Source organism: Acinetobacter sp. 826659 (genome assembly GCF_000588515.1).
Lineage (GTDB): Bacteria > Pseudomonadota > Gammaproteobacteria > Pseudomonadales > Moraxellaceae > Acinetobacter > Acinetobacter pittii.
On the sequence record NZ_JFYD01000002.1, the window covers coordinates 43,412 to 64,161 of the forward strand.

Genomic DNA, 20,750 nt, shown 5'->3' on the forward strand with positions numbered 1-20,750 from the left:
TATATGCTTTTTAAAAAGCAATGTCTGTTGAAGGAATAAAACCATGTTCTCGATCTTTTATGGCAAAGAAAAACTGGCTCCGTCGCCCACTAAAGTTGATGTCTTAAGAAGCCTTGTTGGGGGGACGCTCAGTATTTTTATACTGTTGTGGTTGAGTAAGCTCACACACAATATCTTTATCATGGCCCCGTTTGGTGCAACCTGTGTATTGCTCTATACCGTGTCGCAGTCACCTTTGGCACAGCCCAGAAATATTATATTTGGGCATCTTATCTCGGCTTTTGTGGGTTTGTTTTTTCTAAAATTTGTCGGTGTTTCCATTTTTACAATTGCTTTTTCAGTGGGCTGTGCAATTGCGCTCATGCAGGTTTTTAAATGCGTTCATCCACCTGCTGGGGCCAATCCTTTAGTTATTTTGCTTACCGCAAGCAGCATACATTACGAGTGGAGTTTCTTAATTTTCCCTGTTTTGGTCGGTGCAGTGTCTTTAGTTTTAGTGGCGATGCTCATTAATAATATTAAAGCGAGTACGAAATGGCCGATGTATGGCTTAGGAATTTTAAATAGTAAAAAGTAGGGACGGTATGAAATGTTTTGAGCTTAAAAATAATAAAAGTATTCACTATGCCAAGATAGTGAATACTTTTGAATGAAATTATGACTTCTTAGAAATACGTTCTTCGATGGCAAATTTGAGTAAAGAAGCACTGCGGTAAAAACCATGTGCGAACTTTCCAAATGGCATGGTAATAAAGAATGTCATGACTGTGGCTAAATGGAAAATCAGTAAAAGTGCCATGTAAGGGGTATTGCGAAATGCCATGAGTGCTAACCCTGAAGCGCTAACGATAAGTAGAAGGAAAATAAAGCCTCGATCTACAGGTTTTTGCTCACGGTCACCATGCAACGGATGACGTTTAAGATTTAAATAGAGCAGGCCAGATGGTCCAACAACTAAGCCAATTCCACCCAAAGTGCCTAAAATCACAGGTAAGCTTAGGTAAGGATAAGGTGCGTGTAGGTCAAGAAAATAGTGATATAAAGTCGCTACACCCGTAGCTGCAAAGCAGAGCATAAAGCCATAAAACGTCAGATGATGGAACACTCGGCGGATTTGTGTGTAACGGTCATCTTGCTCATTACAGCCTTTACCATGACCGCCATCTAAATATTTAAGCGTTAATACATTTTGAGTGGCTTGAACCAGATCGGGTTTCTCAACTTTGCCATGAATGACTTTAGAGGTTTGTCGCCAGAATTTGCTAATTCCAATGCCGAGCAAAACAACCGCAACTGTAAAGGTCGCTCCAAATAATAGAGCTAAAAAGTTATGCGGGAAAATCGCATAGAAATTACCTTGGTAACCTGCAAATAAGTCAGTGCCTTTCCACCACACTACGGCTAACATGCAAAAAAAGAAAATAAGGGTTAACACCGAGACAAAAGGAATACCTACAGACTTATAAAGTCGACCTAAAGGCTGAGGGGTCGCAAATTCTTGGTAAGTTTCTAAACGTACTTGCGCCATCGCTTTAGGAATGTTTACGCCAAACTCATGCGGTGGGGCATATTGGCAAGCGTGTAAACACGCACCACAGTTATGGCACAGGTTTGCAAGGTAATGAATATCGGCTTGGTTAAACTCAAGACGTTTGGTCATCGCCGCAAAAACAGCGCAAAATGACTCACAGTAGCGACAAGCATTACAAATCTGTAGGACTCTTTGGACTTCTTGCTCGTGGTCTGAGAGCTGAACAACTGGAATTAGGGCTTTGCTATTAGCATTCATGTTCAACTCCTTGTGAAAGTGCATAGCGGGCGGCATTTTTTCCGGCAATTCGCCCAAATGTCGTTCCGATCGACATACCAACGCCCGCGGTATAACCCTGACCAAGTACGTTACCTGCCATCATTTCACCTGCGACAAACAGGTTGCGGCTTGGCTTATTGTTAAAACGTACAGCAGCATCATCTTCGACTTTTAAACCTAAATAGGTAAAGGTAATGCCGGGTTTAAGGGCATAGGCATAGAAGGGTGGCTGGTCGAGAGGAACGGCCCAATGAGTTTTGTTGGGAACAATATTTTCGGTGGTGCAGTCATCTAAAACAGTATGGTTAAAGGTGCCTTGCACACAGGCTTGATTAAATTCTTCTACGGTATGGCATAAGGTTTTGGCATCTAGCCCGATTTTTTCGGCTAACTCTTGAATGCTATTTGCTTTTACACCAGCAAATACAGGGGGCATAAAACGACCAATGGCTTTTGAATCAATAATCGAATAAGCAATTTGCTGGGGTTGTTTAGCAACAAGGCGGCCCCAAATCGCATAACGTTTTGGCCAGAAGTCTTCGCCTTCATCATAAAAACGTTCAGCTTTGTTATTGACCACAATTCCCAAGGAAACGCAGTCAATACGAGTACAAATACCACCGTCATATAAGGGTGCGCGTGCATCTACGGCGACACAGTGCGATTGTGATGGATCACCAATAATATCGGCGCCTTGATCTATCATAAATTTAAGCAAGTTGCCTTGATTAAAGCGGGTACCACGAATAATGAAATTATCGGCAGGCCATTCACCGTTTTCATTTTGTCCCCATGCTTCTCTTAACCATTCCAGATTTGACTCAAAACCACCTGCAGCCAATACACAGCTTTTCGCTTTAAACACACGGCCATCTTCCGCAATTGCAGCTTCAAAATGTCCTTGGTTTAACTTTAGGTCTTTAATTTTTGTGTTGTATAAAATCTCAATACCAAGTTCTTGGGCACTTCGGTAATACGCATTAATGAGGGCTTTACCGCCACCCATAAAAAATGCGTTGGTACGTGCAACATGCAAAGCACCCGATAGTGGTGGCTGAAAATTCACACCATGTTTACGCATCCAGTCACGGCAGGTCGCCGTGCTACGAATGACGAGACGAGCTAAGTGCTCATTGGTTTTGCCCGCAGTCACTTTAAGTAGGTCTTGCCAATATTCTTCTTCGGGGTAGGTATCGACCAATACGTCTTGAGGAGCATCATGCATGCAGCGAAGGTTACGAGTGTGTTGTGAGTTACCACCACGCCACTCTTTAGGCGCTGCTTCTATGACCAGCACAGAAGCGCCACTTTCTTTTGCCGTGAGCGCGGCACACAGTGCGGCATTCCCACCACCAATTACAATCACATCATGCATGGATTTCTCCCTTTCTCAGCTAGGGCTAATGTAGCTTTAAAAGGAAAGATGAAGTGAGAAGCTAGGCTTGAATGGGTGTTTAGTAAAAATAAACACTAATAGCTTAAGTGTTTATGAGTTCCGCACCGGGCCAGCGTTTTTCATTAATCAAGTTTGCTACACAGGCACGAATCACTACCTTCGTGGCTAAGGTGGCAGGCGAGAGTTCTTCTTCAGAAAGGCTAATTAAATAGTTAATGCGTTCAATGGCAGGTTCTACAACACGCAGTAAACAGAGGTCTTGCCTTGAGTTTAATGATGCACCCGCAGGTTGGATGGTTGCCATTTCGAGTTGGTTAATGCTTTCCATTAACAAATGCAGCCCATCAATTTCATATGCCACTTTAAGCTGATGAATTTTCTGTTCGAGCAACAAGCGCAGTCCATGTCGTTGACTTGGTAAAATCAGAGGGAGTTCTTTAAGCTGTGAATGATTAATGGTCTGAGTGTCGATACAGCTTTCAAGTCCGTACTGACTCAGCACTTCTTTAGGCGAGATTAAAAACATCTGTTCTTTGACTAAAGGCTGTATGGCCCACTGTGGGTCAACATCATCACTAAAGACGATGGCAACATCGAGTTGCCTTGCATTAACTAAAGCTTTTAAGTCACCCGATAAGCCCTCGATTAAACGGACTTTAATGTCGGTGTAACGATTTCTCATGAGTTTTAAAAAGTGCGTGCCAATAACTGCTGCAACACTCGGCGAAAAACCGACGGTGACGTGGCCACTTAAACGTGAAGAATGCGCAGAGTCTACGGCATGGTCTAGGTGTCTAAGTGCCAGTTGCACTTGTTGAAAAAAAGCTAAGCCCGCAGGGGTGGGAACCGTACCCAAAGCGGTACGTTGTAAAAGGCGAATAGAAAGCTCGCTTTCTAATTTTGAGATTTGCTGGCTTAATGCAGAAGTTCCAATATCGAGATTTTTTGCAGCTTTACCCAAGCTTCCTGACTCGATCACTGCAATAAAATACTTTAATTGTTTCAGTTCCACGGCAAATACTACATTAACCCTTATGGATTAATTCTACACTGGTTTGTCGCTATAGTTTTTACTCTATTGCTTTGAGTAAACTGGCAATAGAGTAAAGGCAACATCACCTCAAGATGTTGCCTTTTAGAGCTTTTATTCTTTAACCTGCTCAAGACCCTGTTCTTCAATAATTTGTGTTGCTTGTGGCGATTTCACAAATTTAATTAACTCTTTTGCGACTTTTGCATGTTCCGAGTTTTTACCAATGCCTGCCGCAAATACCGTTACTTTTTGATACGGTGCAGGGATTGGGCCGACTAATTCAACTTGACCATATTTGCCTGTAAAAGGTTTGATTTCACTAATTTGCTGGAAACCAATATCAAACTGGCCTTCGGCGATACGTTTTGCAACGCGGTCACCCACTACTTTTTCTGCCTTACTTGAAATTACTTTGTACTCGACAGGCGGGAAGCTTGGGAAAACATCTTTTTCAAGATGCGTACCGCTCGCACTTGCTGAATAGCCGATGTGCTTGGCATTTAATAAAACTTTTTCAAATTTTTCTGCAGAACTGATATCTGGTTTTGGTGCACCTTTAGGCACAGCCATGCCAATGCTTGAATTCACTAATGCACTTTGTGAATTTGGGTCTACATAACCCTTTTCTGCGAGCTTGTTGAGTTCAGGAGCAGCCAAGACCACCACATCAAAACGTTCACCACGGTCAAGACGGTTTGGAATTGCAGTCGGTGATGCACCCATTGATGAACCAGATGAGAGATGCACGGTATGGCCTGTTTGTTTTTCAAATAATGGAATGAGTTTTTCCATAGATGAATAAAAACCACCTGAGCTAATTACTTCTATAGTGTCTGCGTTAGCAAGAGTTGAGCCTAAGCCAGCACTAGCTAGGCAAATGGTCATGAAGATAGGGGACTTTTTCATAATATCTCGCTTTAATGACAGGAGAACACAGTACGGAGACGTAAGATCTGCCGTACTGTTCATTAAAATTTCAGGTTAAATAGTTGTTGTTTTAAGCGCTAATTTTTGCAGGTTCAGCAATCGCATCAGTATTTTTCTGTTTAGAACCGCGGCATAGATACAAGCTTGAGATTAAGCTACAAACCGCAGCAAGCATGAGCCAGAAAGCAGGGGTGCTTGGGTTGCCTGTGTTTTCGACAAGGAAGGTACAAGCCATTGGTGTCATACCACCAAAAATAGCGGCTGCAAGGCTGAACGCTAAAGAGAAACCAACTGTACGTACACGTTTCGGCATCACTTCTGCAAGCGTTGCGACCATGGTTCCGTTGTACATACCAAAGAAGAACGAGAAGTAAGCAAGCGTAATTAGAAGGTTTGAGAAACTAATGTTGCTCACTAACCAACTTAAAACCGGATAACTTGTAAAGAGAGCAAGTGTGGTAATACCGACTAGTACTGGACGGCGACCAATTTTGTCTGAAAGCAAACCACCCATTGGTAACCAGAAGAAATTAGACAAACCAACAAACACTGTTGCTAAAAGGCTGTCTGTTACTGACATTTCTAAAGTACGTTTTGCATACACTGTGGTGTAAACCGTAATAAAGTAGAAAGTGGTGGTCGTCATTGCACTCATCATCATGCCTGCAAGTACGATGCGCCAGTTGCTCGCCAGTGTGCTAAAAATTTCTTTTGTTGAAGGATGGGTCTTTTGCGATTTAAAGTCTTCAGTTTCCTCTAAAGTACGACGGAACAAGAAGATTAAAGGAATAATCAAACAACCGATTAAGAACGGAATACGCCAGCCCCATTCACCTACTTGAGCCGTAGTTAAGATGGTGTTGAGCCAGTAGCCAAGTAATGCGGCAAACACAACAGCAACTTGTTGGCTGCCAGACTGCCAGCTTGTGATAAATCCTCGATTTTTATCCGTTGCAATCTCTGCTAGATAAATAGAAACACCGCCAGATTCAACACCTGCCGAGAAGCCTTGTAATAGACGTCCAATCACCACCAAAATCGGTGCAATAATACCTATGGTTTCATAACCTGGTACAAAGGTAATTAAGATGGTTCCGATGGCCATAAGACTTAAAGTAACAATAAGACCCTTACGTCGACCAACTCTGTCCACATAAGCGCCCAAGAAAATAGCGCCGAGAGGACGCATAAGAAAACCCGCAGCAAATACGGTAAATGTCATCATTAAAGAGACATATTCATTTTCAGAGTGGAAAAATTTTGCCGCGATATAAGTGGCATAGAAACCAAAAAGAAAAAAGTCGTACTGCTCTAAAAAGTTGCCACTCGTTACATTTAATATTTTTTTAAAAGTAGCCCTACGGTTATTCACGACATCCATTGGAGACCTCCTTGGCCTGACAAAATGGAAACATTCACGATTTTCGAGGCTGGACCTAAATTGATTCAATCAATAAATCTAAAGAGCAAATGGGTTAGAGATGAGATTTAGCGAGGTCCTTTGCAGAAAATGTGATGCCTTGTTTCCAGTTCAAACTACACATCTGTATTTTGATAAGCAGAAAACCACTTATCATTCGGACGAAAATGTAATCTCAAAAAGCAGGAGGGAGTGAGAGGGCAAAATTAATTAGGTATTTAATAAAATTAATGACTCTTTATAAAATAATTTCAGAACATGGCCAAATCTGGTTTTGAATCAAATCTTTCACGCAAGCCTTAATGGCTGACTTTGCGGCAAGTGCGGCAGGTGATAATTCTTCTTCGGCAAGGCTTACCAAGTAATTGATTCGTTCAACTTCAGGGTCTACTAACTTGAGTAATTGAAGCTTATGTTTGTACTCTTGTAGACAAGCGCTACCTGGGCGGACACTGGCAAGGTCGAGGTGAATTAGACTGTCCATAAGTAAGTGTAGGCCATCAATTTCATAGACGACGTTAAGCTGACCAATCTTGTGCTCAAGCAACTTTCTTAAGCTATGGCGCTGACGTGGTAGGACTAAAGGAAGGTCTCCAATTTGTTGAGACTGAATCACACCACTTTTGATGCAATCGGCAAGACCATATTCTTCTAGCACTTCTTTACGTGCCATTAAATACATTTGCTCGCGTACTAAGGGTTGAATCGACCACTGTTTATCAATTTCATTGGTAAAAATAATGGCGATATCGAGCTGACGCGAGTTAATAGATTGAATTAGATTGCCTGATAGCGTTTCCACAATCTCTAAACGAATGTCTGGGTAACGTTCAGACATTAGTTTCATTAAAGGAATACCAATCAAAGCAGTAATCGTCGGTGGAAAGCCAAGGCTGACATGTCCAGACAGTCGTGCAGAATGAGCAGCATCTACTGCGAAGTTCACTTGACGTAAAATAAGTTGAGAATGTTTTAAAAAGGCGAGACCTGCTGGAGTAGGGGTTACACCAAAGGCATTACGCTGTAATAGGCGAATGCTTAGCTCTTGTTCTAATTTACTAATTTGCTGGCTAATTGCTGAAGCACCCACATCAAGTTTTTGGGCAGCTTTACCAATACTACCTGCTTCAACCACAGTCAAAAAATACTTTATTTGTTTGATTTCCATAATAAATGTGTTCGCTCATCATCCTTGATTTAATTTGTACAGATATGAAGGATTGGGAAATCTATCATGCGCTTTAATATTAACAGCAATCCATAAAAAAGATCTTCAATTTGATATTCTAAAAACAATAAAACGATCTTTTTCAACTTTAATATTAAAATTTATTCTCTAACTTTTATTTATTATTACGATACATTTACCCTTAAATTTTTAGTCTTTTACATTCCCTATTCTTAGAATTTCAACCTATTTAATTTTACTAATGCCCCCTTTAATTTATTGGTATCACGATGTTTTCTTGATCTGTGCTTTAATCTTTTCAAATGAAAAAAGGAGCACATTAAATGCATGATGCATTAGAAAATATGATGGATTTTCAAATGATGAAGAAGAGTAACTGATTAAATAACTATTGGAAAAATATATGAGTATTTCGCTCATTTGATCACAAGGGAAGATTGGGTAAACAGGGTTATTGATTTGAACATTAAACGTTACCCATAGCATGGATATGCAAAAGACAACACAATGGATTATTTTTTACTATCTTATTGTTATTCATCAGTATTATTTAACCGTAGCATTTCAGGATATTTTTGCAAAGGTTTTAATTCTCATTATAGATCTGGTGATTGTCCTAACTTTCCCTCTCCTTAGCTATTTCTTTCAGTCGATTGATTCGTAATTTTTATAGTAACGCTGCATTACAGAAGTTCGCTGTGAAAAGCGCATTTCAAACATAAGACCAAAACTAAAAACCGATATGCATGATCGTGCCAAGGAGGTCGATTATGGAGATTGGTAAAAATCAAAATATGAATAGAGCAAACGTTATAAGGATGTATGTAACATGAAAAATTTAACTTTACTCGCATTAACATGCGTCAGTGTGACAATGGCTGGGTGTGGTTCAGGAAATGCTTCTAAAGAGGCGGGGCAGCCAAAACGTCCGGAATGTATAGCCCCAGCTAAGCCGGGTGGCGGGTTTGATATGACCTGTAAATTGATTCAATCTGGCTTTAAACAAACAGACCAGCTCAAAGATCCAATACGCGTAACCTATATGCCGGGTGGGGTAGGTGCCGTAGCCTATAACAAAATCGTAAACAGTGACCCTGCGAATAATAATGCCGTGGTTGCATTTTCCACTGGTTCACTTTTGAACTTAGCACAAGGAAAATTCGGACACTTCACTGAAAAAGATGTGAAATGGTTGTCTGGCGTCGCCGTCGATTATGGTCTGGTTTCGGTACATAAAGACTCACCATTGAAAAACCTTGATGACTTGATGAAAGCACTCAGAGAAAACCCAAAAGCACTTAGCTTTGGTGGTGCCGGAAGTGTGGGCGGTCAAGACTGGATGCAAACAGCAATGTTGGCAAAAAAAGCAGGTATTAGTCCTGCCGATTTAAGATTTGTTGCACTTGAAGGCGGTGGGGAAGTGCTGACTTCATTACTTGGGCAGCATATTCAAGTTGGGGTCGGCAATATTAGTGAAGTCAGTTCATACCTAGAGTCTGGTGATATTCGGGTATTGGCAGTTTTTGCTAACAAGCGTTTAGACGGAAAGTTCTCAAAATTACCTACTGCAAAAGAGCAAGGCTATGACATTGAGTGGCCGGTGATCCGTGGTTTCTATATGGGGCCAAAGGTCAGTGATGAAGCTTATGGTTGGTGGAAAAATGCCTTCGATAAAATGATGGCTAACCAGAAATTTAACGCAGTCCGTGAAAATCAGGATCTACTCCCATTTCAGCTGACAGGTGAAGAACTCAAAGCTTATGTTTATAAACAGACCGCGGAAATGCGGCAGTTATCGCAAGAATATAAATTATCACAATAACAAATCGGCTGGGTTGAGAAGCTATTTTTCAGCTCAGTTTTTTTCTGAGGATAGATGATGAAATCTGAACGGATTCTTACCGCCATTATTACGGTTTGTGGGTTATTTTTGTTGATTTATGCGAGCAATTTTGAAGCCCCAATTTCCTACGATCCAGTGGGCCCTAAAGCTTTTCCTATTTTATTAATGGGCTTAATTACAGCGAGTGCAGCGTATCTCACTATTCGACCAGCCATTATGTTTGAACCTGTGGAATTGGGATGGACAAAAAAATTAGTCGTTAAGTTAACGTTATGTGCGGTGGCTTTAACGTTGTATGCATTAGTTTTTGAATGGCTCGGCTTTATTGTTGCAACCATGTTGATGACCATTGCAGTGGGCAAACTTTTCCATGGCAAAACCATACCAGTTTTGGTGACAGGTTTGGTACTGAGCATGAGTACCTACTATATGTTTGACCGTTTCTTGGATGTGCCATTACCACTTGGATTTTTTGGTTAAGGATGACCCGCTATGGATGTATTAAGTTTTTTAATGATGGGGTTTGAGGTTGCCTTGCAGCCGCAGAATCTTTTAATTGCTTTGATTGGCGCATTTATTGGAACGATTGTTGGCTTATTACCGGGTTTAGGTCCAATTAATGGTGTGGCAATTTTATTGCCGTTTGCTTACGCTTTGGGTTTACCCGTAGATAGTGCCTTGATTTTATTGGCAGCAGTTTATTTGGGCTGTGAATATGGCGGACGTATTTCAGCGATTTTGTTAAACGTACCCGGAGATGCTGGAGCCATTATGACCACGTTAGATGGTTATCCATTGGCACAGCAAGGTAAGGCAGGAATTGCATTGTCTTTGTCATCGGTCAGTTCCTTTGTTGGAAGTACGGTTGCCTTTATTGGGATTGTGCTGTTTGCTCCTATATTGGCGAAATGGGCAATTGCGTTTGGTCCCGCTGAATATTTTGCTCTGATGGTCTTTGCAATTGTTTGTTTAACTGGTCTGGTTAGTACGCAGCCTTTTAAAACTTTAATTATGGCACTCATGGGCCTAGCACTTTCAACTGTAGGGATGGATGCAATTACAGGTGTATATCGCTTTACCTTTAACAGTGTGGGTTTAAGTGACGGAATTGCATTCACAACTTTGGTTATTGGCTTATTTAGTGTAAGCGAAATCCTATTAATGCTCGAACGTACGACAATTGGTCAAGTTGCTTTAAAACAAGGAAAGCGTTCTCTTTTTAATCTTAAAGAGTTCTTTTTCTCGTTGGTTGCTATTATCCGTAGTTCAGTGATTGGTTTCTTCTTGGGTATTCTTCCAGGAGCAGGTGCAACCGTTGCAAGTGCGATGGCCTATACCACTGAACGTAAAATGGCAAAGGATAGTAGCAAGTTTGGTAAAGGTGATTTACGTGGGCTTGCTGCACCAGAAAGTGCGAATAACGCAGCCGCTTGTGGTTCATTTGTACCCATGTTGACACTAGGTGTGCCGGGCTCGGGGACAACTGCGGTCATGATGGGTGCATTGCTTATGTACAACATCGCACCAGGTCCGCAGTTATTTGTTCAGCAACCTGTATTGGTGTGGTCGCTGATTGCATCGCTTATGGTGGGTAATATCATTCTGTTGGTATTGAACTTGCCATTGGTCGGCTTCTTTGCCCGCATGCTGAGTATTCCTAATTACATTCTGATCCCGATCATCGCAAGTGTGAGTTTTGTTGGTGTGTATGCTATTCATAGCAATATCTTTGACTTGCTGTTGTGTATGGGCTTAGGTGTATGTGGATATATTCTCAGAAAATTTGATTTTCCCTTAGCTCCACTGATTCTTGGTTTTGTACTTGGCGAATTAATGGAATCGAATCTGCGCCGTGCACTTTCAATTTCTCAAGGGGAACTTAATGTCTTATGGAGCAGTAACATTAGTATAGGACTTTGGATCATGTCAGGATTATTATTGATCTTGCCAATCGTTCGTAAATACTTGTTTATCAAAAAGCAACAAGCTTAATAGGACAGCAATAATAGTCAGCATTGGTTGGCTATTATTGCTCTGAATTATGGAAAAAATAAGCTCAAATCTCAAAGGATTAGCAATTGCTCTGGTCGGAGCTTTAATTGCCAAATATTTGCATATTCCCTTGCCTTGGTTGCTTGGACCTTTATTGACGGCCTTATTGTTTGGTAGTGTTGGTCATCCACTTGCCTGTGACCCCCAGTGGCGACGCATAGGGCAGGTCATTATTGGTATGGCTTTAGGCCTATACTTTTCACCAGCTTTGGTACAGGCAGTGGCAGCATATTGGGGCTTTATCCTCATAGGTTTGGCATGGTCACTTGTGTTGGGTACGTTGCTGGCTGGATTGCAATATCGAGTTAATGCCTTGGATTGGGCAACTGCATGGTTTTCTTCTGCGATTGGTAGCGCCAGTGAAATGGTGAATATTGCAGAACGATATCAAGCTCAAGTCGATAAAGTCGTTGCTGCCCATAGTTTGAGAATTGTGATTTTGGTTGTGCTGGTTCCAATTTTTATGGAGCTTTATTTTCATGTCGAATGGACTGGTTTAAAGATACCAGTGTCGGATCAATTTAGCTTTTTTCAGGTTGTATTGCTGTTTTGTCTGGCTCTGTTTGTGGGTAAGGTTTTTCAATTTTTTAATCTTTTGAATGCTTGGATTTTGGGGCCACTCGCCATTATTGGGTTATTGTCATTTTGTGGAATACTTCAGATGAAATTGCCTGAATGGTTTACTGCCTTTGGTCAAGTCTGTATTGGCTGGTCATTAGGTAGCAAATTTCCATTTAGCTTTTTAAGGAAAAATAAAAAATTTATTGGAATCACACTGATATTCAATCTACTGGCTTTAGCGTTATCGATCAGCGTTGCTTTATTACTGGTTAATTTAAGTCATACAGAAAAACAAATCTTGATTTTAGGGCTTTCACCCGGAGGCATCGCAGAAATGTCACTGATGGCTAAAGCTCTCGGACTCGCAGTACCCATCGTCGTTTCCTTTCAACTCTCAAGATTAATTTTCGTCATTCTCACTACACGCTTTTTTTATCAATACAGTCTGCAATTGTTTTTTAAATCTAAAAAGTAAGTAAGACATTTTTAAAGAGCTGAAAAGCGATTTAAGGGGGGGGACTATATCTACAATTTTTGTAAATGGATGAACAGCACGCTTTTTTGAAATAAAACAAAGGAATGCAAAATGAAATTTAACTCACCTAAGACAGTACTAATCGTTAGCTTGACGACGATTACTACATTTACCCATGCCAATCAGAGCAGTGAACTTGAACAGTTACGTGCAGAAGTGAATGAACTCCGACAAATGCTTCAGGCTCAGCAAGCAATACCTGCAAATAGCGTACAGGTCCCACACGTACCTACGGCAAGTGTTATCACGCCGCGTGAAAAAAATACTCAAGCTATATTCAAATGGCAAACAAAATCAGGTGCCAATGTTAATTTGTATGGCTTTGTTCGTGCTGATACTGCCTATCAGTTTGAAGGTGCGAAAGGTATGTTTAACCGCATTAATGGTGTGTTACTAGATGGTGATCCTGATAAAAAATCGACTGAAGATCGCTTGGATTCGACCGTCAATGCCTCTCGTATTGGTTTAGATTTTAATACTCCTGTAGGGGAAAAGACGTTAAAAGGGAAAATTGAAATAGATTTTCGTGGTGGGACAAATAAAGACAATGCCCGTCTGCGATATGTGTATTTAAACTATGATAGATGGTTGATTGGTCAAACGACGTCTACTTTTCTTTCAACTGAAACAGCACCAGAAATGCTAGATTCAAATACCGCATTAGGTGGAGGTACTAATCGTAATCCAATGGTGCGTTATTCTGGGCCAATTAATGCATCAACCTCTTATTTCTTAAGCTTAGAAAAAGGCAATGACGAGAACCGTCTGCCTTTACTGGCAAGTAAATTGAAATATGAATTTGCTACAGACAAAGGTGTAATGACCGCACGTGGTTTAGTTCAGGAAGTCCGTCTACGCAATGAAAATGATGAAACTAAAACGGGATGGGGTGCCGCATTAGGTCTTCGCTATAAAATCACGCCATCCTTATTATTTAATAGCAACTATTCGCATGTTTCTGGAGACAATAAGTTATTACTGGCAACTTCAGATAATGTCCGTCATATCCAAAACGGAGATGATGTCGAATTAATTGATTTTGATGCATTTCAATTGGGCCTTACTTATCAATTTAATGAAAAGCTAAGGGGCACAATGGGTCATGGTGCATTGATCTATGAAGATAAAGACCTAATAACAAAAGATGCCAATAAAAAGTTACAACAGAGTTGGGCGAATCTGATGTTTAAACCCAATAAACCACTAACTTTTGGGGTTGAATATGTTTATGGTGAGCGTAACACTGTCAGCCAGCAAGTAGGAAAAGATAAGCGTATAGAGATGATGGCGAAATATGAATTTTAGATGAGCGCTTATAGGGTTAAGTCATGTAATGTCTTAATCTATTGAACAAAATAAGCTAAAGCGATGCTCTGTATTTATTATCGCTTTAGCAATCAAGTGCCTCTACTGAAACTTAGTAAAAAGCAGAATCACACCTAAGACACATAAGATTGAACCAATCACCTTATTAATCTGTACTTGCTTGGCTAACATTTTCTGTCTCAACAGCATGGATGAAAACAGCACAGCTACCAGTGAAAACCATACAAAATGGGCAAAAGACATAAAAAAGCCATAAGCCAAAAGAATGGTTTTAGGCGTGGTTAAACTCACAATTTGCGTATAGGTACTAATCACAAATAGCGTGGTTTTAGGGTTGAGGGCATTAGTAAAAAAGCCGTATTTTATGGCTTGAAAAGTACCTATAGTGGTTAAAGCAGCAGTGTCTAAAACAGGTTTTTGAGTAAAGGTTTTATAGCCAATATAAATCAAATAAAGCGCGCCAATATACTTAACAATATTCAAAATTTGTGGCGTATATGTCATCACGAAGGCAACTGCGACTAGGGTATAGGTCACATGCACCAACACGCCAAGCGATATTCCAAGTGAAGTAAACACACCTATTTTTCTGCCGTACAAGTAACTATTTTTCGTAACGATCGCGAAGTCAGCGCCGGGACTAACCACCGCCAAAATCGTAATGAGAATAACCGCAATGAACTCTGCCATTATCTTGTACCCTCGCTGAAAAAGAGGGAATTCATCTGTACTTTTTGGAATATGTGTAAGAGGGTGAAAACGCTACTTAAAATTGCTCTTCTTTTTGTAAGAGATGTTGGGGATTTAGGTTTGCGAAGATAGATATCGATATTCAATATGTTTTTCATCATCTAAAATGGGGTTTAATAAAGATGATTTTTATTTTGAACAGAAACCTAAAAATAAAAATCGATAAAAACGACTACACATTTATGAGTTTTTGGAATGATCGAAAGAATATCGCTGAATTCACTAAAATTTTTCTATTTTGTGGCGAAGTATGGCAGTGTGACTTTAGCTGCAAAGAAATTATTTGTGACGCAAAGTGCGGTTAGTAAACAGATTTATAATTTAGAAGAAGCTTTAAATACGACTTTGTTTGACCGAAAAAACAAAACACTTGTGATGACGGAGCAGGGTGAAATTTTACTGAGTTGTTGCCATCAGGTTTTTGGTCAACTCGATGAATGTTTAATACAGCTAAGCCAACCTAAAACTCATAACAAGCAACTGGTTTTGTCGTGTGAACCGACGCTTTCAATGAAATGGCTCATACCGCGGTTATCAAAATTTAAAAAGCTCGGTCATGATTTTGAAGTTGTGTTACTCACAGCAGGCGGCGTGGTCGATTTTGAAAAAGATAATATTGATATCGCAATTCGCCGAAATGACTTTGATTGGGGAGAGCATATCTATAGCGAAAAGATTGCCGATGAATATATCGCTCTAGTTCAAGCAACCAAGCCATCGGAAACCAACGACGTACTCATTTCGACTTCTAGACCAAATTTTTTCAAAAACATGAGCCGCATTGTTGAGTTAAAGCAGAGTTTAAAAAGCTACGCTAAAGTTGAACTCGAACATTTTTATCTATGTTTAGAAGGCTGTTTAGCGGGACTTGGCGCAACGGTCATCTCAATTTATATGATTGAAAAAGAGCTTGAGTGGAACTTACTGAAAAAAATTTCACCTGTTGTGCAAGATAATTCAGCCTATTTTTTACTTTCTCATAGTGCTTTTGAGGAAGATTCACGCAAAACCATATTTTTAGAATGGCTAAAAGCAGAGATGAATGAAAGTCAGCACACATTACTTTAGGTTGATTCTTTTTAACTTGAATTTTCCTTGTTAAATATTTGAAACTAATAATAAATATTTAAAATGATTAAAGCACTGCTTGAGCGCCGTATATTGAATTTCTGCTGTCTAAAATTCCCGAAGATGAAAAAAATTTAACTTCATACTTATTTATTAAACCCTAAACATGAATTTCACTCAGTTTGTAATGAGACTAAATCATTTTTATTCATGTTGTGATTGCGGTATAAATCTATTCATGCTCTGAAGCGCTCCAGTAATTCACTTTGATAAGACCATAAGGCACAAATCTGACAAGTCTGGAAAGTTTAAAAAGAGCAAAAAGTTTTTATTTAGGTTTTATCTCAGAAATTAGGGTACTGATCACAATGAGTAAAGAGTTTACATTTACGATTAAGAGTATTTGTTTCGATGAGAACTATCGTCCAGCAGACAATACACGTATTACAACCAACTTTGCTAACTTGGCAAGAGGGATGAGCCGCGAAGAGAATTTGCGCAATACATTGCAGATGATCGACAATCGTTTCAATGCCTTAGCTCATTGGGACAACCCTAAAGGCGACCGCTATGGCGTTGAACTCGAAATCATTTCAGTTGAAATGAACATTGATGCCGAAAACCGTACCAGCGGGCTTCCTTTAATCGAAATATTGAAAACCAATATTGTTGATAAGAAAACCAATGAACGCATCGAAGGTATTGTAGGCAACAACTTCTCGTCTTATGTACGTGACTATGACTTTAGTGTGCTGTTGTTAGACCACAACAAAAATAAGTCGACTTTTAGCACGCCAGAAAAGTTTGGTGAATTGCACGGTAACTTGTTTAAGAGCTTTATTAACTCTGAAACTTACAAAGCCAACTTTAAAAAGGCGCCTGTGATTTGCTTAAGCGTTTCGACGACTAAAGAGTACCACCGTACTGAAAACGAACATCCAGTTTTAGGTGTTGAGTACAAGCAAGAAGACTATTCACTCACTGATGAATATTTCCAAAAAATGGGCTTAAAAGTTCGCTACTTCATGCCGCCAAATAGCGTTGCGCCGTTAGCGTTCTATTTTACAGGCGATTTGTTGAGTGATTACACCAACCTTGAGTTGATTAGTACGATTAGTACGATGGAAACATTCCAAAAGATTTACCGTCCTGAAATTTACAACGCAAATTCAGTGGCTGGAAAATCTTATCAACCAAGCTTGAAACACGAAGATTATTCACTTACTCGAATTGTGTATGACCGTGAAGAACGTAGCCGTTTGGCTATTGAGCAGGGGAAGTTTGTTGAAGAGCAATTTATCAAACCATTCCAAGCGATTCTTGAGCAGTGGTCTGCTAATTACGCTCCTAATTAATCAACATACGGGTCATTGATCATGAAAAAATTATTACCAACTTCAACTGCTGGCAGCTTACCAAAACCGTCTTGGCTTGCAGAACCTGAAAAGCTTTGGTCACCTTGGAAACTTGAAAACGAAGGCTTAGCCGAAGGTAAAAAAGATGCGTTACGTTTAGCGTTGCACGAACAACAACTTGCTGGCATCGATATTGTGAGCGATGGCGAACAAACCCGCCAACACTTTGTAACCACGTTTATTGAACACTTAAATGGCGTAGATTTTGAGAAGCGCGAAACAGTTCGTATTCGTGACCGTTACGATGCAAGCGTACCATCTGTGGTAGGTGCGGTGTCTCGTCAAAAGCCTGTGTTTGTTGAAGATGCGAAGTTTTTACGTCAGCAAACCAATCAACCAATTAAATGGGCATTACCTGGCCCAATGACCATGATTGATACGCTTTACGATGGTCACTACAAGAGCCGTGAAAAACTTGCTTGGGAATTTGCAAAAATCTTAAACCAAGAAGCGCGTGAGTTAGAAGCTGCTGGTGTAGACATTATTCAGTTTGACGAACCTGCATTTAACGTATTCTTTGATGAAGTAAATGACTGGGGCATCGCGACTTTAGAGCGTGCAATTGAAGGTCTAAAATGTGAAACTGCGGTCCACATTTGCTACGGTTACGGCATTAAAGCCAACACTGATTGGAAAAAGACACTTGGTTCAGAATGGCGCCAGTACGAAGAAGCTTTCCCGAAACTTCAAACGTCTAACATTGATATCATCTCGTTAGAATGTCACAACTCACATGTGCCTATCGATTTACTCGAACTCATTCGCGGTAAAAAAGTAATGGTCGGTGCAATTGATGTTGCATCTAACCAGATTGAAACACCAGAAGAAGTGGCTAACACACTACGTAAAGCGCTTCAGTTTGTAGATGCTGACAAGCTTTACCCTTGCACAAACTGCGGCATGGCGCCTCTTTCTCGTGAAGTGGCACGCGGCAAGTTAAATGCTTTAAGTGCAGGTGCAGAAATCGTTCGCCGAGAACTGACTGGTTATGATCTTACTGCTTAATATTTACCAATAAGTGGTATAAAGGGTTACTTTTTTGATGGCAGTTGATAATCAAACAAGTAACCCTCATTTTACTTACTACATGTCGCTCTAATTAGATCGCATGTCGATAGTACCTTCCTGATGGAGTTGGGCGGTATAGCAAAAACACAGGACAAGGTACGGTTCAATTTAGGAATAATGTCATGGTTCAAGCAACAGACTTTAGAAATGCAATGTCTTTACTCACAAGTGCAGTTAGTGTTGTGACTACGGCAGGCATGTCTGGCCGTTTTGGATTTACTGCCTCTGCTGTTTGTAGTGTGACTGACACACCTCCGACATTATTGGTGTGTATGAACCAATCTGCGAGTTCACATGCACATTTCCTAGATAACAAAATCTTAACTGTGAATGTTTTAGGCGCGCACCACGAACATATTTCAAAAGCATTTTCATCTAAACTCACACCAGAAGAGCGCTTTAAACATGGCGCATGGATTGAGTTAGAAACGGGTTCACCTGTGTTGGATGATGCTTTGGTGAGTTTCGATTGTGAGATTGAGCAAATTCAACAAGTCGGTACACACACAATTTTTATATGTCCAATCGTAGCAATTAAACAAAGCCAACATGACCAAAGTTTGGTTTATTTTAACCGTGCTTATCACCAAGTGGGACAGACCGAGATTGTCTAAACCCACGCGCTTAGTTGTTTCTGCAATAGCGAAATGAGGGCCTAGGAACAAGCCTATTTACAAGTTATTTCACCGAGTTCAGGCTCTCGGATTTCTAGCTTATTGTTCTGTTCTACTACACAAATACGTGTATCGAAAGTTTTGTATATATCCAAAGTAATGTCATAAGCCACATTCTTTTCAAACTCCTTTAGAGGAATTTTTACACAATCCTTTTCTTCTATAGGCAGAGGGGCGTTTAAATATTCTTTCTCATAAGAACTTTTAAATCCGTTTTGGTAGTCCACTTTCCCCATAAAAATCAAAAATTTCTTATCAAAAGAATAATTTGTTTTTTTAGGGTTATTGGTAAAGGCACATACATAATCTTGATGTAGCGTAACTTCTAATGGAAGAGGGCCTTGGCTACAGCCATTTAACAAACACCCAGTTGTTAATATTAAAATGGACTTTGAAGATAGTCTTATCATTTATGTTCTCGTAAAGTTCTAAAAAATATTCCAAATCAAAAAGTAAAATTCATGTGGTTTAGCTTACCGTATCTGACTCTTTTTAAAAAATAAATAAATACAATTAAATATAATATCTAAAATAATAATTAAGTTAATCTAATGAAAAACAATAAGAAATTTAAACACTTGTCATAAAAGCTACATTGACACCTCTAAACTCTCAGATTATGCTTTGCGTGCTGGCCACATTGCCAGCCGGCTTTGACAGGCCGCGCTCAAGAACATTGAAAAAATTCATTTTTTTGATGTAGACTCACTCGTCCCCCTTTTTGTAGCGGTAGGACGGAAGGGGGACACCTTCGGGTGTGCTGGGTCTTGAGCCAGTCTGTCAACCCTCTTTCGTTCTGCCACCATAATTCCAAATGAATGCTTTGGCAGAACTCCCAAAATCAGGAGTTGGCTATGCACATCCATTATTTCTTGGCAGTGGCTGCCAAAAGTTATAACGACACAACTTAAAAATTTAAAGCAGCTTGAACGCCATAAGGTTTTCAGGCCTTCGTCATTTTTACTTAAAACTTAGCAAAACAAAACTTGAGATGTGCCAAGCACCGTCTTACGGCTTTGCTGTGCCTTTTTTTCTCCCAAAAAGGGTACAGGCTTTTTATCTCATTTAGAAACAACAAGAATTTATAACGGTAAAACGATGCCAACTTTAGAAAGATCTTCCAAAAAATTACAGGTGGTTCAAACCGCCATCCAACTCTTTACCACGCATGGATTCCATAATGCAGGCGTAGACCTGATTATCAAAAAATCCAAAATTCAAAAAGCCACGTTTTATAACTACTTTCACTCAAAAGAACGCCTTGTTGAAATGTGTCTAATCTTTCAAAAAAGCCGACTCAAAGAAGAAGTACTGGCAATTGTCTATTCACACCGCTACCCAAGCGCAGCCGATAAACTCAAAGAAATTGTCCGCTTACATGCCGATGTAAATAGCCTTTACCATCTTTTGTTTAAAGCCATTTTTGAATTAAAACTGCTTTATCCACGGGCTTACCGCATGGCAGTTGAATATCGAAAATGGCTACTTAAAGAGCTTTTTGATTTGGTCTTTAGTCTGGAAACCAACAAACCCAAACCCGATGCCAACATGGTTTTAAACTTAATTGATGGCTTGATGCTACAAGTGTTGAGTTCAAATCGTGTGGATGAACGGGATGTGGTGTTGGAGAGGTTTTGGGGGAGGGGGAAATGAAAGTAAATTAAAATTGATAATTAGATATTA

18 protein-coding genes and 1 pseudogene are annotated in these 20,750 nt (G+C 40.0%); 11 read left to right on the forward strand and 8 right to left on the reverse strand.

Features of this window, described 5'->3' with window-relative positions:
- Positions 1 to 43: 43 nt before the first annotated feature.
- Complete coding sequence (locus tag J663_RS04700; protein WP_005129579.1) at positions 44 to 577, forward strand: HPP family protein; 534 nt, start codon at positions 44 to 46, stop codon at positions 575 to 577.
- Positions 578 to 655: 78 nt separating this feature from the next.
- Here the strand turns inward: J663_RS04700 and tcuB are convergent, their stop codons facing one another.
- The 6 genes from tcuB to J663_RS04730 all read right to left on the reverse strand — a co-directional run bounded on the left by tcuB (position 656) and on the right by J663_RS04730 (position 7,754).
- Positions 656 to 1,789 carry a tricarballylate utilization 4Fe-4S protein TcuB gene (tcuB, locus tag J663_RS04705; protein WP_033848173.1) on the reverse strand — a complete coding sequence of 378 codons (1,134 nt, stop codon included), beginning with the start codon at positions 1,787 to 1,789 and terminating at the stop codon, positions 656 to 658.
- Positions 1,779 to 3,185 carry an FAD-dependent tricarballylate dehydrogenase TcuA gene (gene tcuA / locus J663_RS04710; protein WP_033848175.1) on the reverse strand — a complete coding sequence of 469 codons (1,407 nt, stop codon included), beginning with the start codon at positions 3,183 to 3,185 and terminating at the stop codon, positions 1,779 to 1,781. Before tcuA ends, tcuB begins: the two co-directional genes overlap by 11 nt.
- 103 nt (positions 3,186 to 3,288) lie before the next feature.
- Complete coding sequence (locus tag J663_RS04715) at positions 3,289 to 4,218, reverse strand: LysR family transcriptional regulator (protein WP_033848177.1); 930 nt, start codon at positions 4,216 to 4,218, stop codon at positions 3,289 to 3,291.
- 132 nt (positions 4,219 to 4,350) lie between these two features.
- On the reverse strand, positions 4,351 to 5,145 hold the full coding sequence (locus J663_RS04720; RefSeq protein WP_033848179.1) for a substrate-binding domain-containing protein: 795 nt from the start codon (positions 5,143 to 5,145) through the stop codon (positions 4,351 to 4,353).
- Between the two features lie 91 nt (positions 5,146 to 5,236).
- Positions 5,237 to 6,547 carry an MFS transporter gene (locus tag J663_RS04725; protein ID WP_017387501.1) on the reverse strand — a complete coding sequence of 437 codons (1,311 nt, stop codon included), beginning with the start codon at positions 6,545 to 6,547 and terminating at the stop codon, positions 5,237 to 5,239.
- Positions 6,548 to 6,824: 277 nt separating this feature from the next.
- On the reverse strand, positions 6,825 to 7,754 hold the full coding sequence (locus tag J663_RS04730; RefSeq protein WP_005071169.1) for a LysR family transcriptional regulator: 930 nt from the start codon (positions 7,752 to 7,754) through the stop codon (positions 6,825 to 6,827).
- A 791-nt stretch (positions 7,755 to 8,545) separates the two neighbouring features.
- Between J663_RS04730 and J663_RS04735 the strand changes: the two are divergent.
- The 5 genes and pseudogenes from J663_RS04735 to J663_RS04755 all read left to right on the forward strand — a co-directional run bounded on the left by J663_RS04735 (position 8,546) and on the right by J663_RS04755 (position 14,071).
- Positions 8,546 to 9,597, forward strand: a pseudogene (locus J663_RS04735) (Bug family tripartite tricarboxylate transporter substrate binding protein).
- 54 nt (positions 9,598 to 9,651) lie between these two features.
- Positions 9,652 to 10,098, forward strand: a complete 447-nt coding sequence (locus J663_RS04740; protein WP_081404624.1) for a tripartite tricarboxylate transporter TctB family protein — start codon at positions 9,652 to 9,654, stop codon at positions 10,096 to 10,098.
- Between the two features lie 12 nt (positions 10,099 to 10,110).
- Positions 10,111 to 11,610, forward strand: a complete 1,500-nt coding sequence (locus J663_RS04745) for a tripartite tricarboxylate transporter permease (protein WP_005071163.1) — start codon at positions 10,111 to 10,113, stop codon at positions 11,608 to 11,610.
- Positions 11,611 to 11,659: 49 nt separating this feature from the next.
- Positions 11,660 to 12,706: an AbrB family transcriptional regulator gene (locus J663_RS04750; RefSeq protein WP_033848187.1), complete on the forward strand. Its 1,047-nt coding sequence runs from the start codon at positions 11,660 to 11,662 to the stop codon at positions 12,704 to 12,706.
- 111 nt (positions 12,707 to 12,817) lie between these two features.
- Positions 12,818 to 14,071: a DcaP family trimeric outer membrane transporter gene (locus J663_RS04755; RefSeq protein WP_033848190.1), complete on the forward strand. Its 1,254-nt coding sequence runs from the start codon at positions 12,818 to 12,820 to the stop codon at positions 14,069 to 14,071.
- 102 nt (positions 14,072 to 14,173) lie between these two features.
- On the opposite strand, the gene J663_RS04760 is transcribed toward J663_RS04755, so the two are convergent.
- A complete protein-coding gene (locus J663_RS04760; protein WP_033848191.1) occupies positions 14,174 to 14,782 on the reverse strand; it encodes a LysE family translocator in 609 nt (202 codons plus the stop codon).
- Positions 14,783 to 15,037: 255 nt separating this feature from the next.
- Here J663_RS04760 and J663_RS04765 point away from each other — a divergent pair, with 255 nt between their 5' ends.
- The 4 genes from J663_RS04765 (at position 15,038) to J663_RS04780 (ending at position 19,007) form a co-directional block, all read left to right on the forward strand.
- On the forward strand, positions 15,038 to 15,910 hold the full coding sequence (locus tag J663_RS04765) for a LysR family transcriptional regulator (protein ID WP_033848193.1): 873 nt from the start codon (positions 15,038 to 15,040) through the stop codon (positions 15,908 to 15,910).
- Between the two features lie 368 nt (positions 15,911 to 16,278).
- A complete protein-coding gene (locus tag J663_RS04770; protein ID WP_033848195.1) occupies positions 16,279 to 17,265 on the forward strand; it encodes a DUF1852 domain-containing protein in 987 nt (328 codons plus the stop codon).
- A gap of 21 nt (positions 17,266 to 17,286) precedes the next feature.
- Complete coding sequence (locus J663_RS04775) at positions 17,287 to 18,330, forward strand: methionine synthase (protein WP_017400049.1); 1,044 nt, start codon at positions 17,287 to 17,289, stop codon at positions 18,328 to 18,330.
- A gap of 185 nt (positions 18,331 to 18,515) precedes the next feature.
- A complete protein-coding gene (locus J663_RS04780; protein ID WP_000249487.1) occupies positions 18,516 to 19,007 on the forward strand; it encodes a flavin reductase in 492 nt (163 codons plus the stop codon).
- 53 nt (positions 19,008 to 19,060) lie between these two features.
- On the opposite strand, the gene J663_RS19745 is transcribed toward J663_RS04780, so the two are convergent.
- Complete coding sequence (locus J663_RS19745) at positions 19,061 to 19,477, reverse strand: NF045616 family extracytoplasmic (lipo)protein (RefSeq protein WP_033848197.1); 417 nt, start codon at positions 19,475 to 19,477, stop codon at positions 19,061 to 19,063.
- Between the two features lie 688 nt (positions 19,478 to 20,165).
- Between J663_RS19745 and J663_RS04790 the strand changes: the two genes are divergently transcribed.
- A complete protein-coding gene (locus tag J663_RS04790) occupies positions 20,166 to 20,720 on the forward strand; it encodes a TetR/AcrR family transcriptional regulator (protein WP_033848198.1) in 555 nt (184 codons plus the stop codon).
- Positions 20,721 to 20,750: the final 30 nt, after the last annotated feature.

Excerpts from the sequence above, each read along its gene's own strand:
- tcuA (WP_033848175.1), bottom strand. The coding sequence starts at position 3,185 with ATGCATGATGTGATTGTAATTGGTGGTGGGAATGCCGCACTGTGTGCC.
- J663_RS04755 (WP_033848190.1), top strand. The coding sequence starts at position 12,818 with ATGAAATTTAACTCACCTAAGACAGTACTAATCGTTAGCTTGACGACG.
- J663_RS04730 (WP_005071169.1), bottom strand. The coding sequence starts at position 7,754 with ATGGAAATCAAACAAATAAAGTATTTTTTGACTGTGGTTGAAGCAGGT.
- J663_RS04725 (WP_017387501.1), bottom strand. The coding sequence starts at position 6,547 with ATGGATGTCGTGAATAACCGTAGGGCTACTTTTAAAAAAATATTAAAT.
- J663_RS04775 (WP_017400049.1), top strand. The coding sequence starts at position 17,287 with ATGAAAAAATTATTACCAACTTCAACTGCTGGCAGCTTACCAAAACCG.
- J663_RS19745 (WP_033848197.1), bottom strand. The coding sequence starts at position 19,477 with ATGATAAGACTATCTTCAAAGTCCATTTTAATATTAACAACTGGGTGT.
- J663_RS04790 (WP_033848198.1), top strand. The coding sequence starts at position 20,166 with ATGCCAACTTTAGAAAGATCTTCCAAAAAATTACAGGTGGTTCAAACC.
- J663_RS04750 (WP_033848187.1), top strand. The coding sequence starts at position 11,660 with ATGGAAAAAATAAGCTCAAATCTCAAAGGATTAGCAATTGCTCTGGTC.
- J663_RS04765 (WP_033848193.1), top strand. The coding sequence starts at position 15,038 with ATGATCGAAAGAATATCGCTGAATTCACTAAAATTTTTCTATTTTGTG.
- J663_RS04770 (WP_033848195.1), top strand. The coding sequence starts at position 16,279 with ATGAGTAAAGAGTTTACATTTACGATTAAGAGTATTTGTTTCGATGAG.
- J663_RS04720 (WP_033848179.1), bottom strand. The coding sequence starts at position 5,145 with ATGAAAAAGTCCCCTATCTTCATGACCATTTGCCTAGCTAGTGCTGGC.
- J663_RS04700 (WP_005129579.1), top strand. The coding sequence starts at position 44 with ATGTTCTCGATCTTTTATGGCAAAGAAAAACTGGCTCCGTCGCCCACT.
- J663_RS04760 (WP_033848191.1), bottom strand. The coding sequence starts at position 14,782 with ATGGCAGAGTTCATTGCGGTTATTCTCATTACGATTTTGGCGGTGGTT.
- tcuB (WP_033848173.1), bottom strand. The coding sequence starts at position 1,789 with ATGAATGCTAATAGCAAAGCCCTAATTCCAGTTGTTCAGCTCTCAGAC.
- J663_RS04740 (WP_081404624.1), top strand. The coding sequence starts at position 9,652 with ATGATGAAATCTGAACGGATTCTTACCGCCATTATTACGGTTTGTGGG.
- J663_RS04745 (WP_005071163.1), top strand. The coding sequence starts at position 10,111 with ATGGATGTATTAAGTTTTTTAATGATGGGGTTTGAGGTTGCCTTGCAG.
- J663_RS04780 (WP_000249487.1), top strand. The coding sequence starts at position 18,516 with ATGGTTCAAGCAACAGACTTTAGAAATGCAATGTCTTTACTCACAAGT.